This window comes from Nocardiopsis aegyptia, assembly GCF_013410755.1.
GTDB classification, from domain to species: Bacteria; Actinomycetota; Actinomycetes; order Streptosporangiales; family Streptosporangiaceae; genus Nocardiopsis; species Nocardiopsis aegyptia.
On the sequence record NZ_JACCFS010000001.1, the window covers coordinates 2,163,692 to 2,180,628 of the forward strand.

Annotated in this window: 17 protein-coding genes and 1 pseudogene; 4 read left to right on the forward strand and 14 right to left on the reverse strand. The window is 72.2% G+C overall.

The window, feature by feature from the left end; genetic code table 11:
- Positions 1–90: 90 nt before the first annotated feature.
- From HNR10_RS09670 to HNR10_RS09680, 3 genes are all read left to right on the forward strand, one after another.
- The gene (locus HNR10_RS09670) at positions 91–510 is read left to right on the forward strand and encodes a CBS domain-containing protein (protein WP_179822538.1); all 420 of its coding nucleotides are present in this window, start codon (positions 91–93) and stop codon (positions 508–510) included.
- Between the two features lie 31 nt (positions 511–541).
- Positions 542–1,570, forward strand: a complete 1,029-nt coding sequence (locus tag HNR10_RS09675) for a glycosyltransferase family 9 protein (RefSeq protein ID WP_312889191.1) — start codon at positions 542–544, stop codon at positions 1,568–1,570.
- A gap of 243 nt (positions 1,571–1,813) precedes the next feature.
- Positions 1,814–3,244, forward strand: coding sequence for an APC family permease (locus HNR10_RS09680; protein ID WP_179822541.1), 1,431 nt, complete (start codon positions 1,814–1,816; stop codon positions 3,242–3,244).
- 64 nt (positions 3,245–3,308) lie between these two features.
- On the opposite strand, the gene HNR10_RS09685 is transcribed toward HNR10_RS09680, so the two are convergent.
- The 6 genes from HNR10_RS09685 to rpsB all read right to left on the reverse strand — a co-directional run bounded on the left by HNR10_RS09685 (position 3,309) and on the right by rpsB (position 9,036).
- Positions 3,309–4,490: a pyridoxal phosphate-dependent aminotransferase gene (locus HNR10_RS09685; RefSeq protein ID WP_179822543.1), complete on the reverse strand. Its 1,182-nt coding sequence runs from the start codon at positions 4,488–4,490 to the stop codon at positions 3,309–3,311.
- Between the two features lie 153 nt (positions 4,491–4,643).
- Positions 4,644–5,576: a phosphatidate cytidylyltransferase gene (locus HNR10_RS09690; protein WP_179822544.1), complete on the reverse strand. Its 933-nt coding sequence runs from the start codon at positions 5,574–5,576 to the stop codon at positions 4,644–4,646.
- Positions 5,577–5,579: 3 nt separating this feature from the next.
- Positions 5,580–6,137: a ribosome recycling factor gene (frr, locus tag HNR10_RS09695; protein WP_179822546.1), complete on the reverse strand. Its 558-nt coding sequence runs from the start codon at positions 6,135–6,137 to the stop codon at positions 5,580–5,582.
- A 61-nt stretch (positions 6,138–6,198) separates the two neighbouring features.
- A complete protein-coding gene (gene pyrH / locus HNR10_RS09700) occupies positions 6,199–6,960 on the reverse strand; it encodes a UMP kinase (RefSeq protein WP_082376170.1) in 762 nt (253 codons plus the stop codon).
- Positions 6,961–7,113: 153 nt separating this feature from the next.
- A complete protein-coding gene (tsf, locus tag HNR10_RS09705) occupies positions 7,114–7,950 on the reverse strand; it encodes a translation elongation factor Ts (protein ID WP_179822548.1) in 837 nt (278 codons plus the stop codon).
- A 117-nt stretch (positions 7,951–8,067) separates the two neighbouring features.
- A complete protein-coding gene (gene rpsB, locus HNR10_RS09710; protein WP_179822550.1) occupies positions 8,068–9,036 on the reverse strand; it encodes a 30S ribosomal protein S2 in 969 nt (322 codons plus the stop codon).
- A gap of 296 nt (positions 9,037–9,332) precedes the next feature.
- On the opposite strand from rpsB, the pseudogene HNR10_RS09715 reads away from it, so the two are divergent.
- A pseudogene (locus HNR10_RS09715) lies at positions 9,333–9,764 on the forward strand (peptidoglycan DD-metalloendopeptidase family protein); the annotation flags it as partial.
- A gap of 177 nt (positions 9,765–9,941) precedes the next feature.
- On the opposite strand, the gene HNR10_RS09720 reads toward HNR10_RS09715, so the two are convergent.
- The 8 genes from HNR10_RS09720 to rplS form a co-directional block, all read right to left on the reverse strand.
- A complete protein-coding gene (locus HNR10_RS09720) occupies positions 9,942–10,916 on the reverse strand; it encodes a tyrosine recombinase XerC (RefSeq protein ID WP_312889486.1) in 975 nt (324 codons plus the stop codon).
- A gap of 17 nt (positions 10,917–10,933) precedes the next feature.
- On the reverse strand, positions 10,934–11,287 hold the full coding sequence (locus HNR10_RS09730; protein WP_179822551.1) for a RidA family protein: 354 nt from the start codon (positions 11,285–11,287) through the stop codon (positions 10,934–10,936).
- A gap of 103 nt (positions 11,288–11,390) precedes the next feature.
- Positions 11,391–12,554 (reverse strand): DNA-processing protein DprA, encoded by a 1,164-nt coding sequence (locus HNR10_RS09735; protein WP_312889193.1) that lies wholly within the window; start codon positions 12,552–12,554, stop codon positions 11,391–11,393.
- Between the two features lie 336 nt (positions 12,555–12,890).
- Complete coding sequence (locus tag HNR10_RS09740; protein ID WP_179822554.1) at positions 12,891–14,414, reverse strand: YifB family Mg chelatase-like AAA ATPase; 1,524 nt, start codon at positions 14,412–14,414, stop codon at positions 12,891–12,893.
- Entirely contained in the window at positions 14,414–14,779 is a 366-nt protein-coding gene (locus HNR10_RS09745) for a YraN family protein (protein WP_179822556.1), read from the reverse strand. Before HNR10_RS09745 ends, HNR10_RS09740 begins: the two co-directional genes overlap by 1 nt.
- 227 nt (positions 14,780–15,006) lie before the next feature.
- Positions 15,007–15,333, reverse strand: a complete 327-nt coding sequence (locus HNR10_RS09750) for a DUF2469 domain-containing protein (RefSeq protein ID WP_179822557.1) — start codon at positions 15,331–15,333, stop codon at positions 15,007–15,009.
- Between the two features lie 259 nt (positions 15,334–15,592).
- On the reverse strand, positions 15,593–16,468 hold the full coding sequence (lepB, locus tag HNR10_RS09755; RefSeq protein ID WP_179822559.1) for a signal peptidase I: 876 nt from the start codon (positions 16,466–16,468) through the stop codon (positions 15,593–15,595).
- 64 nt (positions 16,469–16,532) lie between these two features.
- Positions 16,533–16,892: a 50S ribosomal protein L19 gene (gene rplS / locus HNR10_RS09760; protein WP_179822561.1), complete on the reverse strand. Its 360-nt coding sequence runs from the start codon at positions 16,890–16,892 to the stop codon at positions 16,533–16,535.
- Between the last annotated feature and the right edge of the window lie 45 nt (positions 16,893–16,937).

A 16,937-nucleotide genomic window follows, 5' to 3' on the forward strand; every position in this document is an offset into this window, starting at 1 on the left:
GACCCGGCCATGGACGCGGCCATGTTTGGTCCGGTGCGATCCGGCTAGGGGACGGGCGAGGAAGCGAGTACTTCTCTCGGGAGGCGGACCATGATCAGGAACATCTCGGACGTGATGACCAGCCCGCCGATCACCGTCGATCCGGGCGCCTCGCTGCGTGAGGCCGCCGAGGTCATGCGCGGCTCGGACGTGGGCGACGTGATCGTGGCGGAGGGCGACACCCTGGTGGGCGTCCTGACCGACCGGGACATCGTGCTGCGGTGCGTGGCCGAGGGCACCGACCCCGACACGGCGACGGCCCGGTCGGTCTGCAGCTCCAACGTGGCGACCGTCCCCGCCCAGAGCAGCCTGCGGGACGCGGTGGACGTGATGCGCACCGACGCCCTGCGCCGCCTGCCCGTCGTGGAGGGCGAGCGGGTCGTCGGAGTCGTGACGATGGGCGACCTGGCGATGGCCGTCGACTCCGACTCCGCCCTGGCCGATGTCAGCGCGGCCCCGCCCAACCACTGAGGCCCGGCGCGGGGCTGTGTCCGCCCCCGGGGTGGGAGAGGACGCCGGCCCCGCGCTCGTGGCACTGCGGGCCCTGGGCCTGGGTGACTTCGTCACCGCCGTCCCGGCCCTGCGGGGCCTGGAACGCGCCTTCCCCGACCACCGGCGGATCCTCGCCGGACCGGCCTGGTACCGCGAACTGGCGGACCTGGCCGGTCTGAGCTGGCAGGTCCGGCCCACGGAGCCGCTGCGGACGCCGCCCTGGGGGGAGGCGCGCCCGCCCGCACTCGCGGTCAACCTGCACGGACGCGGACCGCAGAGCACCGCGGCCCTCGCGGCACTCGCACCCCGGCGACTGTGGGCGCACGCACTCCCCGGGGAGTCCGGTCCGACGGGTCCGGCGTGGCCGGGCCGCGTCCACGACACCGAGATCTGGTGCGGGCTGCTGCGCGCCCACGGTGTCACGGCCGACCCGGACGACCTGTGGTGGCCGACGCCCGGCGACGAGCCGTCCGTGACGGCGCCGCCGCGGCGGCGAGCCGCCGCCCCGCACCCGGACGGCACCGCGCCGGCGGGGACCGCGCCAGCGGGGACCGCCATCGTCCACCCCGGGGCCTCGGCCGCGTCGCGCCGGTGGCCCGCCGAACGGTTCGCGACGGTCGTCCGCCACCTCTCCGACTCCGGGATGCGCGTCCTGGTCACCGGTTCGCGCGACGAGCGGCCCCTGGCCGAACGCGTGGCCCGCTCGGCCGCACCGGCCCGGGTCAGCGTCCTGGCGGGCCGGACCGGCGTCGGCGCTCTGGCACGCCTGGTCGCGGAGTCGGACCTGGTGGTGTGCGGCGACACCGGGGTGGCGCACCTGGCCACGGCCTACCGCACCCCCTCCATCCGCCTGTTCGGGCCCGTGTCCCCCGCGCTGTGGGGACCCCGGGTGGACGGCGGGATCCACGCGTGCCTGTGGAGCGGCACCGAGAGCGACCCGCACGCCCCGGTCCTCGATCCCGGCCTGGCGTCGATCACCGCCGACGACGTCCTCTCGGCCTGCGCCCAGGTGGTGTCGCGGGCGGACGCGCCTGCCTGACGCCGGGACCGCCGCGGCCACCCGCCCGGCCGGCCGACCGGCCGACCGGCCGTCGGCCCCATCCTTCGCCCGGCCGACCACCGAACCGCCCGGCCGGCGGCGACGTTCTGCAAACATCCGCTCACAGGACGACACTCCGTTTCGGCGCATCCGGCGGCCCCGCCTGGCCACATCGCCCCTTCCCAGCGGCGCGGATCCGTGCTTCCGTACGTGCACCAGCACGGCACCCGAGGGAGTTCCCCCATGGCAGACAGCGGTACGGGTTTCGTACGGATCCTGGGGCGAGGTGACGTCCTCGCCCTGGCCTTCGGCGCCATGATCGGCTTCGGCTGGATCGTACTGACCGGTGACTTCATCAGCGCCGCCGGAACCGGAGGCGCCGCCCTGGCCTTCGTCATCGGCGGCGTCATCATGGCCCTGGTCGGCCTCACCTACGCCGAACTCGTCTCCGCGATGCCCCACGCGGGTGGCGAGCACCACTACGCGATGCGCGCGATCGGCCCCAAGGGCGCGTTCGCCGCCTCCTGGGCGATGGTCCTCGGCTACGTCTCCGTGGTCGCCTTCGAGGCGGTCGCGGTCCCGCAGACCCTGGTCTACCTCTTCCCCGGCATGGAGGCCGGGTACCTCTGGACCATCGCCGAGTACGACGTCCACGCCAGCCTGGTCGCGGTCGGCCTGGCGACCGCCGTCGTGATGACCGCGATCAACTACGTCGGCATCCGGCCCGCGAGCGTCTTCCAGGGCATCGCGGTGCTCTTCCTCCTGGTGGCCGGGGCCGTCATGGTCACCGGTTCCCTCACCGGCGGTTCGACCGAGAACATGCAGCCCTTCCTCACCGGCGGCGTCCCGGGCGTGTTCACGGTGCTGGTCGCCGTGCCCTTCCTGTTCGTGGGCTTCGACGTCATCCCGCAGTCCGCCTCGGAGATCAAGCTCCCCTACCGCGTGGTCGGCGCCCTGCTGGTGATCTCCGTCTTCTGCGCCACCGCCTGGTACGTGATGATCATGCTGACCGCGGGCTCCGGGCTGTCCGCCGCGGACCTGGCCGGGTCCGAACTCGCCTCCGCCGACGCCATGGCCGCGCTGTGGGACAGCGCCACCATGGGCAACCTGCTCGTCCTCGGCGGTATCGCCGGACTGCTCACCAGCTGGAACGCCTTCCTCATCGGCGGCAGCCGCCTCATCTACGCGATGGCGCGCTCCCGGATGCTCCCGGCCTGGTTCGGCCGCCTCCACCCGCGCTTCCGCACCCCCGCCAACGCCATCCTGCTCGTCGGGGTCCTGTCGGCCGCCGCGCCGTTCTTCGGGCGCCCGATGCTGGTGTGGCTGGTGGACGCCGGCGGGCTCAACATCGTGATCGCGTTCGTGCTGGTGGTGGTGAGCTTCCTCGTCCTGCGCCGCCGCGAGCCCGCGATGGAGCGGCCGTTCACGGTCCGCGCGGGCGTCCCCGTCGGGTGGGCGGCCCTGGTCCTGTCACTCGGGCTGCTGGCGCTGTACCTGCCCGGGATGCCCGCGGCCCTGGCCTGGCCGCACGAGTGGGTGATGGTGGGCGCGTGGTGGCTGGTGGGAGCCGTGCTGATGTGGCGGCTGCCCCGCGTCACTCCGGGGCCCGACGCCGAACAGCACCTGATCGCGGCCATGGACGCCCGGAGCGCCCCGACCCCCGAGCACCCCTGAACCACCGGATGCCGTCCGCCCCCACGGGCGCGGACGGCATCCACACGGGCCCTGACCAGCCGATTCAGTCGGAGCGGTGGTGCCAGCCGGTGAGGCGGGACACCGCTTCGTCGAGCACCGCGTCCTGCTTGCAGAAGGCGAAGCGCAGCAGGTGGGCGCCCTCCTGCTGGTGGTCGTAGAAGACCTGCGCCGGAACGGCGGCCACCCCCGCCTCGCGGGGCAGGGCACGGGCCACCGTCACACCGTCGGCGTACCCGAGCGGTCGGATGTCCGCCATGAGGAAGTACGTGCCCTCGCACACGCTGACGTCGAAGCCGGTCCGGGTCAGCCCCTCGGTCAGCCGGTCGCGCTTGCGCTGCAGGGCGGTGCGCTGCTCCTCGATCCAGGCGCCCTCGTGGTCGATGGCGTCGGCGATCGCCAGTTGGAGCGCGCCGTTGGCCGAGAAGGTCAGGAACTGGTTCACCGTCCGCACCGCGCGCACCAGCGGTTCGGGACCCATCACCCAGCCGGTCTTCCACGCGGTGACGGCGAACATCTTGCCCACCGACGACACCGAGAGCGTGCGCTCGCGCATGCCCGGCAGCGTGGCCAGCGGCACGTGCGGGCGGCCGTCGAAGGTGAGGAACTCGTACACCTCGTCGGTGAGGGCGATCAGGTCGTGCTCACGGCACACCTGCGCGACCTGCTCCAGCTCCTCGGCGGTGAAGACGGTGCCTGTGGGGTTGTGCGGGCTGTTGACGATGACCATGCGCGTGCGCGGGCCCACGGCGGCGCGCAGGTCGGCCGGGTCGAAGGTGAACCGGCCCGACGCCGGGTCCGGGCGCAGCGTCACCGACCGGCGCACACCGCCGGCGAGGGAGATCATCGCGGCGTAGGAGTCGTACATCGGCTCGAAGACGAGGACCTCGTCCCCGGGTTCGACGAGTGCCAGCAGCGACGCGGCGATCCCGGCGGTCGCGCCGACGGTCACGTACACCTCGGTGTCGGGGTCCAGGTCCAGGCCGTAGTGGCGTGCCCGGTACCGGCTCACGGCGCGGCGCAGCTCGGGCCGGCCGGGGCCCGGAGGGTACTGGTTCACCCCCTCCAGGATGTGGCGGGTCGCGGCCTCCAGAAGCGTCCGGGGCCCGTCGGTGTCCGGGAAGCCCTGCCCCAGGTTGACCGACTCGGTGTCCACGGCCAGCTGCGTCATCTCGGCGAAGATCGTCTCGCCGTAGGCGCGCATTCGTTCGATCAGCGGTTCGTCCACGCGTCGAGCGTACCTGTCGCCCCGTCCGCGCCCCGAGGCCGCTGCGCTGAACAGGGGGCGCCCTCCGTCGGCCGCCCGCGACGCGGACCCCCGGAGCGCGGACGGGGCGGACCGGCCGGTCCGCCCCGTTCACCGCCACACGGGCACCGGTGGCTACAACAGCAGGCTGAGCACGACCCACACGACGGGACCGGCGATGAGCAGGGAGTCCAGGCGGTCCATCAGTCCGCCGTGGCCCGGCATGAACCGGCCCATGTCCTTCACACCCAGGTCGCGCTTGAACATCGACTCGATGAGGTCCCCGACCGTCGCGCCGAGGACGACCGCGAGCCCCAGCACCACACCGACCCACCACGGGCCGTCGAGCATCAGCACCACGCACAGCGCCCCGGCGACACTGCAGCCGACCACGGAGCCGCCGAAGCCCTCCCAGGTCTTGTTGGGGCTGATCACCGGCGCCATCTTGTGCCGTCCCAGCAGGATCCCGGCGAAGTACCCGCCGATGTCGCTGGAGATCGTCACCACGATGAAGGTCACCAGCCGGTACTGGCCGTCGTCGGGGTGCGCGATGAGCAGCATCCACGTGCCCAGCAGGAACGGCAGGTACACCAGGGTGAACAGGTTCGCCGACGCGTCGGAGACGAATCCGTCGGCCCCGCCGCGCAGCCGCCACGACAGGACCGCGATCGCGGTGAGCGCGGTGGCGCCCACCAGCCAGTCGGCACCGCCGAAGTAGGCGAAGGCCTGCATGGCCACGCCCCCGACGGCGAGCGGAACCACCGCCAGGGTCATGCCCTTGTTGCGAAACGCCCGGTTGACCTCGCGCAGGCCGATCAGGACCGCCAGGGAGGTGATGATCGTGAACAGCTGCGGCCAGGGGAAGACCGAGAAGAACACGAGCGCGCCCAGGACGCACCCGCTGGCGATGGCCACCGGGAGGTTGCGGCCGGTGCGCACCGGCTCACCTCCCGGTTTGTGCAGCACGAAGCGCTGCCCGTCGGCACTGTCGGAGCCGCCGGGCGGCCCCTCGGGTCTGTGCTCCGGCGAGTGGTCATCGCCTCCGGAGCCACTGGAAGATGTGGTCACCGGCTAAACCTCGAGCAGTTCCGCTTCCTTGTGCTTCAACAGCTCGTCGATGGCGGCGACGTACTTGTGGGACAGCTCGTCCAGTTCGACCTGGGCGCGGTGTGCCTCGTCCTCGCCGAGCTCGCCCGCCTTGACGCCCTTCTCGAAGGAGTCCTTGGCGCGACGGCGCACGTTGCGGATGGAGACCTTGCTGTCCTCGGCCTTGGTCCGCGCGACCTTGACGTACTCCTTGCGGCGCTCCTCGGACAGGTCCGGGAACACCACGCGGATGACCTGGCCGTCGTCGGACGGGTTCACGCCCAGGTCGCTGTTGCGGATGGCGTTGATGATCTCGGTGCGGGCGTTGACGTCGAACGGCGAGATGACGACCATGCGCGGTTCGGGAACCGAGAAGGAGGCCAGCTGGTTGATCGGCGTACGCGCACCGTAGTAGTCGACGGTGATCTTGTTGAAGGTCGCGGGGGTGGGGCGGCCCGTGCGGATCGTCGCGAAGTCCTCCTTCGCGACCGTCACGGCCTTCTCCATCTTCTCCTCGGTCTCAAGGAGGGTCTCTTCGATCATTGGTGGCGCTCCCGGAACTCGACTCTGGTGTTCGTGGCTTGGCTGACGTCGTCGCGGCGTCTCAGGCGGTGATCGGCCCGACGATGGTGCCGATCTTCTCACCGCGGACCGCGCGCAGGATGTTGCCCTGACTCATCAGGTCGAACACCACGATCGGCAGCCCGTTGTCCATGCACAGGCTGACAGCGGTGGCGTCCATGACCTTGAGGCTCTTGGTGAGGACCTCGTTGTAGTTGAGCTTGTCGAACTTGACGGCGTCGGGGTTGCGCTGCGGGTCGGAGTCGTAGACCCCGTCGACCTGCGTGCCCTTGAGGACGGCCTGCGCACCGATCTCCAGCGCGCGCTGGGCGGCGGTGGTATCGGTGGAGAAGAATGGGGCGCCCAGCCCGGCACCGAAGATGACCACGCGGCCCTTCTCCAGGTGGCGCACGGCCCGGCGCGGAATGTAGGCCTCGGCGACCTGGCTCATGTGGATCGCGGTCTGCACGCGGGTGTCCACACCGAGCCGCTCCAGGAAGTCCTGGAGGGCGAGGCAGTTGATGACGGTGCCGAGCATGCCCATGTAGTCCGCGCGGCCGCGCTCGATACCGCCCTCGGTGAGCTGCGCGCCGCGGAACATGTTGCCGCCGCCGACGACGACGGCGACCTGGATGCCCTCGGAGACCGCCTCGGCGATGGACTCGGCCACGTACTGGACGACCTCGGGGTCGATGCCCAGACCGCCACCGCCCGCGAACGCCTCTCCGGAGAGTTTGAGCATCACACGCTTCCAGCCGGAATCGTGCATGGCGGGTTCGGTGCTGGTCGCTTGGTTCTCCGACACGGCCTGTGGCCTCCCTTGTTGTCCCCGAGTGGCACAGGGTCCCCCGAGTGCTGCTGCTGCGGGCGGTCGGGCCGCTTGCGGCGCCCGAACCCGCCCATATCCACCGAAGGTGCCGGGGAGAACTCTCCCCGGCACCTCCATCATCTCAAAGCCCTAGGCCTGGCCGACCTTGAAGCGGACGAAGCGCTTGACGCTGACGCCGGCCTCGTCGACCACCTTCTGGACGGTCTTCTTGTTCTCCTTGACGAACGGCTGGCCGAGCAGCGTGGCCTCCTTGAAGAAGCCGTTGAGGCGGCCCTCGACGATCTTGGGGATCGCCTGCTCGGGCTTGCCCTCCTCGCGGGTCGTCTGCTCGGCGATGCGGCGCTCGTTCTCCACCACGTCGGCGGGGACGTCGTCCTTGCCCACGTACTGCGGGGCCAGGGCGGCGATCTGCTGGGCGAGGTCCTTGCCGACCTCGGCGTCGGCCTTGTCCAGCTCGACCAGGACGCCCATGGTGGGGGGCAGGTCCGGGTCGGACTTGTGCAGGTAGCTGGCGACGTAGGCACCGTCGAACTTGGCGACGCGGCGGAGCTCCAGCTTCTCGCCGATGATCGCGCCCTTCTCGGCGATGAAGTCCTGCAGGCTCTTGCCCGGCTCGATCTCGGCGGCGGCCACGGTGGCCAGGTCATCGCTGTCGACGGAGACGACGAACTCGGCGACCTGGTCGGCCAGCGCGATGAACTGGTCGTTCTTGGCGACGAAGTCGGTCTCGCAGTTGAGCTCGATGAGGGTGGCCTTGCCCTCGCTCTGCTGCTTGAGGACGACCGTGCCCTGGGCGGCGGTGCGCTCGCCGCGCTCGGCCTGCTTCTTCGCGCCCTTGATGCGCAGGGCCTCGACGGCCTTGTCGAAGTCGCCGTCGGCCTCGGTGAGGGCCTTCTTGCAGGCCATCATGCCGGCGCCGGTCATGTCCCGCAGCTTCTTGACGTCCGCGGCGGTGAAGTTCGCCATGACTGTTCTCGAATTCCCTTGGAGTGGAGAGTCGGTGTCTTTGGGTGAGGGCCGATGACCCGGCACGGCCGCCCCGCCGTGGTGGCGGGGCGGCTGTACCGGGACGGTGAGGCGGTCCTACTCGGCGGAGCCCTCGGCGGGCGCCTGGGCCGGAGCGTCGGCGGGCGACTCGGCGGCGGTGGCCTCGCCCGGAGCCTCGGCGGCGACCTCGTCGGCCGGGGCGACCGTGGTGGTCTCGGCCGGGGCCTCGGCGGCGGCCTGCTCCGTGGCGGCGGCGTCGGTGGCGGCGGCCGTGGCGGCCTCCTCCTTGCCCTTGCCCTCCAGGAGCTCGCGCTCCCACTCGGCCAGGGGCTCCTCGGCCGGCTTCTCGGCGCCGGCCTCGGCGGAGGCACCGGAGCGGGCCAGGAGACCGTCGGCGACGGCGTCGGCGACCACGCGGGTCAGCAGGCTGACGCTGCGGATGGCGTCGTCGTTACCCGGAATCGGGTAGTCGACCTCGTCCGGGTCGCAGTTGGTGTCGAGGATCGCGACGACCGGGATGTTCAGCTTGCGAGCCTCGCTGATCGCGATGTGCTCCTTCTTGGTGTCCACGATCCACACGGCGCTCGGCACGCGGGCCATGTCGCGGATACCGCCAAGGGTGCGCTCCAGCTTCTCCTTCTCACGACGGAGGTTGAGGAGCTCCTTCTTGGTGAGCGAGGAGCCGGCGACGTCGTCGAAGTCGATCTCCTCCAGCTCCTTGAGGCGCTGGAGCCGCTTGTGCACGGTCGAGAAGTTGGTGAGCATGCCGCCCAGCCAGCGCTGGTTGACGTAGGGCATGCCGACGCGGCGGGCCTGCTCGTCGATGGCCTCCTGCGCCTGCTTCTTCGTACCGACGAACAGAATGGTCCCGCCGTGGGCGACCGTCTGCTTGACGAACTCGTAGGCGCGGTCGATGTACGCCAGCGACTTCTGGAGGTCGATGATGTAGATGCCGTTGCGCTCGGTGAAGATGAAGCGCTTCATCTTGGGGTTCCAGCGACGCGTCTGGTGCCCGAAGTGGACGCCGCTCTCCAGGAGCTGGCGAATCGTCACGACTGTGGCCATGACCTGGTCCTCCTTGCGGTGGCGGGGAGGGATTCCCCGCCTCGGTTGTGCCTGACGCCCCGGCCGCACCGCCACGCCGCCGAAGCGGAGTGGACCGTAGGTACGACCCCTCCCGAGGAAGGCTCGGGGGCGTGCGTAGTGTTGTTGGCCCCGGTGGGCCACAGACGATTCTATCCTCCGTCGGGGGCGCACAGGACCTGCGCTGCGCGTTCGGAGCGCGCGGGCCCCTCCGGCCCGTCGTCCACAGGTCCGCGCACCCCCTGGCGCACCCCTCCCACCGCATCGACCCTGGAGGCATGGCACCTGCCCGCCTCACCACCCTGCTGCTCGTCTCGCTCCTGCTGTTCCCCTTCCACCTCACCCGAACCGCGGTCGCCGACAGCGCCTGGCGCTGGCCGGTGGACCCGCCCGTCCGCGTGCTGCGCGGGTTCGACCCGCCGGAGGAGCGCTGGCTGCCGGGACACCTGGGCGTGGACCTGGCCGCCGAGCCGGGCGCGCGGGTGCGCGCGGCCGGATCCGGCCACGTGTACTTCTCGGGCCGCGTCGGCGGGACACCGTTGGTCAGCGTGGTGCACGACGGCCTGCGCACCACCTACCTGCCGGTGGAGTCCCCGCTCTCCCGGGGCGACCCGGTCGCGGCGGGCGACCCCCTGGGCGTCCTGGCCGCGTCGCCGGTGCACTGCCGGCGGCGCTCCTGCCTGCACTGGGGCCTGCTGCGCGACGGCACCCACCTCGACCCGCTCGGCCTCCTGGGCCGCGGCCGCGTCCGACTCCTGCCCCTCCCCCTGCACCTCGCCGACGAGGCCGCCCCCGGCGCGCGCCCGAGAGGCACGAACGCCGAACGGCGAACCCGGCCGCGCAAGCGCCCCACGGCGAGCGTCCCGCACAGACCTGGGACCATCCACTCAAGCGCGGGGATGGGCCTGGCGGTAGGTGTCGCGGAGGCGTTCCACGGACACGTGCGTGTAGATCTGCGTGCTGCGCGGGCTGGCGTGGCCGAGGAACTCCTGGACGCTGCGCAGGTCCGCGCCGCCGTTGAGCAGGTGCGTGGCTGCGCTGTGCCGTAGCCCGTGCGGGGCGCTGTCCACCCCGGCGGCCCGCAGGTGGACGTGCACGTCCTCACGGGCCTGGCGCACGCCCAGACGGCCGCCGCGGGCACCCAGGAGCAGGGCGCCGCCGCTGGCGGGGGTCGCCAGTTCCGGGCGCCCGCCGGCCAGCCAGGCGTCGAGTGCGTCCAGGGCGGGGGCGCCCACGGGCACGGTGCGTTCCTTGGCGCCCTTGCCCAGGACACGGACGGTGTCGCGGGCGCGGTCCACATCGTCCAGGTCCAGGGCGCACAGCTCGGCGACGCGCACACCGGTGGCGTAGAGCAGTTCGACCACCGCGCGGCGCCGCAGGTCCACGGGGGTCTCGTCCGAACCCTGGGAGAGGGCGGAGGCGGCCTGCCGCTCGTCGAGGACGGTCGGCAGGCCGCGTTGCTGGGTGGGCGCGACCAGTCGCGGCCCGGGGTCGCTCTCCAGTACGCCCTCGCGGTGCAGAAAGCGGGTGAGGGCCCGCACGGCCGCCACCCGGCGGGAGAGGCTCGCGCGGCTGATCCCCTCGTCGCGGGAGCGGGCGAGCCAACCGCGTACGAGGAGGACGTCCAGGTCCTCGAATCCGTAGCCCCGGGGCTTGGGCCCCTCCGAGGTCTTCGACCCCGGATCGCCCGCGGCTTCCCCGTCCTCGCCCGGTCCGGCGTGTCCGTCGACCGGGGTCCCCGGCGCGGGGCCTCCCTCCGCCAGGAACCTCTGGAGTGAGCGCAGGTCGGCGAGGTAGCCGCGAACGGTGTGCGGCGAGCGGCCCAGTTCGCCCGACAGGTGGGCGCCGAAACGGTCGAGCACGGTGCGGTCGAGCACGGTCAGCTCCGTGGCAGGCAGGCGACGGCGTCGATCTCCACCAGGTAGCGCGGGTCGACGAACCCGTTGACCTCCACCAGCGTGCCCGCGGGACGGGGCTCGTCCGGCAGGCAGTCGATCAGGGCCGGCCGGAGGGCGTCCAGGTCGGCGACGTGCCGCAGGTAGTAGGTGAGCTTGACCAGGTGGGTGAGGTCGGCGCCGTGGGCCGCCAGCACCGTCTCCATGTTCCGGAAGATCTGCCGGGTCTGCCCGACGATGTCACCGGCGACACCGCCGTCGGGCGCCTGAGGGGTCTGTCCGGAGACGAAGAGCAGGGGGCCGTCCGCCACGCGGGCATCACTGTACGCTTTGGCCATATCGCCAACCTACCAATTTCCCGCGGCCCGGCCCGGGGAACCGGTACCGGGACCGGCCTCGGACGGAGATCTTCCGTGTCGCCGCGCGCCCCGGTTCCGCCCCTCACCGCGGAGTCCGCCAACCGGTCGAGCAGCGCTCCACCAGGCCGGCGGCGGCCAGCATCCCCAGCGCGCGCATCGTGCCCTCCAGAGTGCCCTCGCTGCGCGCCGCGATCGTCGCGGTTCCGGCGCCCTTCCGGGGCACCGAGTCCAGGACCCGCCGGGTGTCGGCGTCCAGCGCCGCGTCCAGGCGGGGTGGCCCCGCGCCCTCCTCCCCCAACGGCACCACCTGTGCGACGACGTCGTCGGCGCAGGTCACACACATCGCCTGCCAGTCACGCAGCAGCACGTGGCAGCCCACGGACAGTGCCGAGGTAACCGGCCCGGGCACGGCCATGAGCGCGCGGTTGAGTTCGGCGGCGTGCGCGGCGGTGTTGAGCGCGCCGCTGCGGCGTCCGGCCTCCACGACCACGGTGCCCGGTGTGAGTGCCGCGATCAACCGGTTGCGGATCAGGAAGTCCGGGGCCCGCGGCGTGGAGCGCACCGGCCGTTCGCTGACCAGGACCCCGCGCCGGGCGACCTCCGCGAACAACCCGGCGTGCCCGCGCGGATAGTCCACGTCCAGCCCGCAGGCGAGCACCACGACGGTGTTCCCGGCGGCCTGCGCCGCCCGGTGCGCGGCGCCGTCGATGCCGTACGCCCCGCCGGACACCACGACCACGGAGCGCTCGGCGAGACCGTAGGCCAGCTCCGCGGCGACGTGCTCGCCGTACGGGGTCGCCGCCCGCGCCCCCACCAGCGCCACCGAACGCAGGCACAGGTGGCGCAGGTCGCCCCGGCCGCGGACCCACAGACCGTGCGAACGCCGTCCGCCGGGCAGGTCCAGCGACTCCAGCCGCCCCGGCCACTCCGGGTCGCCGGGCGCCACGAACCTGATCCCCGCCTCCGCCGAGTCGCTGAGCAGGCCGTCCGGGTCCACCCGGCCCGCCCTGGCGCTCCAGCGGGCCCAGCGACGTTCGAGCCGCGACGCCTCCTCCGGACCGTTCGGCGCCCCTTCCTCATGCGGCGCCGACGGCGCGGGCCGACCCGCCACCAGTTCGGCCCACACCCGTGCCGCGCCGTACTCCGCGAGCAGTTCCCCCAGCCACAGGTCGCCCGGGGGTGCCACCGCCGTGAGGCACGCCCGCGCCCGGGCGTCGGCCTCCTCCTCCGCCGCACGTACCGTCACACCGCTCCCCCTGTCTCCCCGCACGTCCCCGGGTCACCGTTGGCCGGTCCGCGCCGCACCACGACACCCGCCCACCCACGCCACGCGTCTCCGGCGCCCCCGCGGGTCCGCCGTGCTCCGGGACCGCACGGAGCCGAACCGTCACCTCGTCGGATCCCGGATAACCGGACTCCGCCAGCGCCCGCTCCACGGCCCCCCGCCACACCGCTCTCGCGTCGAACCGCACCCCGAACCGGCGCCACCCGCCGCCCGCTCCTCGGAACGCCGCCGCTTCTCCCGACCAGGTGACGCCGCCGTCGCCCGACACGCCGCGCGCCACCGACCCACCGCACCGGATCACCAGGCCCGGCCGGACCACAGGGCGAAGGCATAGGCCACCTCCTCCTCTCCGGGCCGGTCGCGTTCGGCGAGGTCGGCCAGCGTCCACGCCACCCGCAGAGCCCGGTCGACGCCCCGCGCGCTGATCAGCCCCTGGTCCATCGCCCGGCCGAGCACCCGCAGGGCGACCGGCTCCACCGGGAACTCGCGGCGCAGCCGGGAGCCGGGGATCTCCGCGTTGGTGGCCCACGGGGTGTGCGCCAGGCGTGCGGCGGCTCTGTCCCGCGCCTTCTCCACTCGGGCCGCGACCACCGCGGAGGACTCCGCGAACGCGCGGTCCGCGAGCAGCTCGGCCCGGGTCACCGGTTGCAGCTCCACCTTGAGGTCGACCCGGTCCAACAGGGGACCGGACAGGCGGGAGAAGTACCGGCGGCGCTCCCCCGCCGGGCACGTGCACAGGGCGCCCGGTTTGGCGCAGGGGCAGGGATTGGCCGCCATCACCAACTGGAAGCGGGCCGGGAACGACACCGTGGACGCGGCCCTGGCCAGCACGACCTCACCGCGTTCGAGCGGTTCCCGCAGGGAGTCCAGCACGCCGCGGCCGAACTGCGGGGCCTCGTCGACGAACAGCACGCCCCGATGGGCCTTGGACACCCATCCCGGGCTCGGATAACCGCTGCCCCCGCCGATGATCGCCGCGCGGCTGGAGGTGTGGTGCGGCGCCGCGAAGGGCGGCCTGGTGACCAGGGGCGAGCCCGCGGGGAGCATCCCCGCCACCGAGTGGATCGCCGTCGCCTCCAGCGCCTCCGCGGGGCCCAGACCCGGCAGGACCGTGGGCAGCCGCTCGGCGAGCAGGGACTTCCCGGTCCCCGGCGACCCGAGCATCATCAGGTTGTGCCCGCCCGCCGCGGCGATCTCCACGGCGCGCCGGGCCACCGGCTGCCCGAGGACGTCGGCCAGGTCCGGTCCGCCGTCGGCGGCCTCGCGCGGACGGGGCACCTCGGCCCGTGGCGGGTCCGGCGGCGGTTCGCCGCCGCGCAACCAGTCGCACAGTTCCATCAGGTTGCCCACCGGCACCACGTCGGCGTCCGGCACCAGCCGGGCCTCGTCCGCGTTGCCGTGCGCGACGACGAAGCGGCCGAAGCCCTGTCCGGTGGCCGACACCACCGCCGGCAGCACGCCCGGCACCGGCCTGGCGCGGCCGTCCAGGCCGAGTTCGGCGATGAGGACGCTGCCCTCCAGGCGGTCCGGGGGCACCTCTCCGGCGGCGGCCAGCACCGCGCCCGCGATGGCGAGGTCGAAGAGGCTGCCGGCCTTGGGCAGGCTGGCCGGGGACAGGCTGACGGTGATCTGGCCGCTGGGCCAGGACTCGCCGCTGTTGACCAGGGCGGCGCGGACGCGGTCGCGCGCCTCCCGCAGGGCCGTGTCCGGCAGGCCCACCATGGTCACCCCGGGATCGCCGCCACCCAGGTGGACCTCCACCTCGACGACGTGGCCGCGTACGCCCAGCAGGGTGACGCAGTGCGTTCGGGCGAGCGTCATCATGTCATCCCCCGCTCGTGGGAGACGAACACACGGCCGTCGAGGATGAGCACGCCGACGCCGTCCACCCTCAGTGGTCGGGCGGGGACGCGGTGCCGGTCGGCCCACGCGCGACCGAGGCGCCGCAGTCTGCGCCGACGGGTGGGCGTGACGGCCTCGACCGGATGGCCGTACCGCACCGACGTGCGCGTCTTGACCTCGGCGACCACCAGCGTCCGGCCGTCCCGGGCCACGATGTCGATCTCCCCGGCGGGGATCTGCCAGTTGCGGTCCACCACGCGCAGGCCGACGCGTTCGAGGAAGGCCACGGCCATGTCCTCGCCGCGCCTGCCCAGTGCCTGCCGGTGTTTCGCCCGCCGATCCATCGGCGACCACCTCCCGTTACCACGGTCGGTGATCGTCGGGCCACGCGCCAGAGGGAAGGTGAACCTGTGGACAACTCCGGTCCCCGGGCCCGGGCGCCGACGGGCCTCCGATGGCCCCGAGGCACACTCGCCCGTTCCCCTCGAGTGCCACCGCGGAAGCCGACGGCTCCCGTACCTCCGGCACCCGGGCACGGTCCGAAGTTCAGCGGAGGTTCACCGGGGCACGGTCAGTCCTCGGGGCCCTCCGCGGGCGGCAGCTCCAGGTCGGCCTTGGTGATCTCCTCGACGTTGACGTCCTTGAACGTCACCACGCGGACGTTGCGGACGAACCGGGCCGGGCGGTACATATCCCAGACCCAGGCGTCCTCCATCACGACCTCGAAGTACATCTCCCCGTTCTCGGTCGAACGCGGCTGCAGGTCGACGTGGTTGGTGAGGTAGAAGCGTCGTTCCGTCTCCACCACATAGCTGAACAGCCCGACGACGTCCCGGTACTCGCGATAGAGCTGGAGCTCCATCTCGGCCTCGTACTTCTCCAGGTCCTCAGAACTCATCCACGCGCTCGCTTTCGTCAGCACTCTCCGCTGGTGGTGCGCCTTTCCCCTCATCACATGGACACCGCCGTCCCCCGGCTTGTTCCCACCGGGCGGCGGCCCCACGCTCCGGGTACGCCAATACGGTCCGAGATCCATGATGCGTCACCGAACGGCCTTTTGTACCCGGTCGCGAGGAATTCGTTGGGCGACGGCCGCCCGCGGCGCGGTCACCGCACCGCCACGGCCCCGCACCGAGCCCGCCACGACCCCGCGCTCGCTACTCTTCAGCCTCGTTGAGCTGGTCGAACGTGTCGGGAACACCGAGCCCGCCCGCCTGGTCCACCGGCCAGATGATCACGAAGGCGCGCCCCACGACGTGGTCGATCGGGATCGCTCCGCCGCCGGGGTTGTTCTGGTTCAGCCGCGAGTCGTAGGAGATCGCGCGGTGGTCGCCCATGACCCACAGGTGGTCCTCGGGCACCTCGATCGGACCGAACTCGGTGTGGCTGGCCACGCTGCCCGGATAGAGGTACGCGTCCTCCTCCAGCGGCACCCCGTTCACCAGTACCCGGTTCTGCTCGTCGCAGCACTCCACGACGTCGCCAGGCAGGCCGATCACGCGCTTGATGTACTCCTTGCCCGTGGGAGCGGCGCCCAGCTGCTGCTGCACCCACGTGAACCCCCGCGCGACCGGGTTGCTCGACTCCGGGGCCACCACGGTGTTGGGGTCGTCCCATGACCCGTCGCCGTCGAAGACGACCACCTCGCCGCGGTCGATGTCGCGGACCTGGTAGACGAGCTTGTTCACGAGCACACGGTCACCGATGAGAAGGGTGTTCTCCATCGAGGACGACGGGATGTAGAACGCCTGCATCACCCAGGTCCTGATCACGAACGCCAAGACCAGGGCGATCACGATCAGGATCGGGAGTTCCTTCCAGAACGATCCCTTCTTGGCACTGTTCTGGGACTTGGTCATCTCGGCGTCCGCCCTCTCCTCAGGCTCCCGGCCATCGGCATCGGAGACACCACTGGCTCCCGAGCGCGATGGCACTCGGGAGCCAGTGGTGGAGCTGTGCTCCTCCGGGCCGTCGCGGTCGGAGTCCTCCTCGGACTCCCCGTCGGCACCGGGGCCCCTGTCGTCTTCACTCATCGTCGGAAGCCTATCCTGCCTCCCCGCTGGGAGCGGCGCGGATTCCGATCGAAAGCGCGGAAGACTACTTGGAGATCGGCTCGCGGCGCTCGCGGATGCGAGCGGCCTTCCCGCGCAGCTCGCGCAGGTAGTACAGCTTGGCGCGACGCACGCGGCCGCGGGCGACGACCTCGTACTTCTCGATGGCCGGGGTGTGGATCGGGAAGGTACGCTCCACGCCCACGCCGTAGCTCACCTTGCGGATGGTGAAGGTCTCGCGGCTGCCCGCGCCCTGACGGCGGATCACGACGCCCTTGAAGACCTGGACACGAGTACGGTTGCCCTCGGTCACGCGCACGTGAACGTTGAGCGTGTCACCCGGACGGAACTCCGGGACGTCGGTGCGAAGCTGAGCCTTCTCCAGCTCCTGAATGGCGGTGTGCATCTCGCGAATCCTCATCGGTAGCGCTCCGCGGCCTGATCCCCTGCG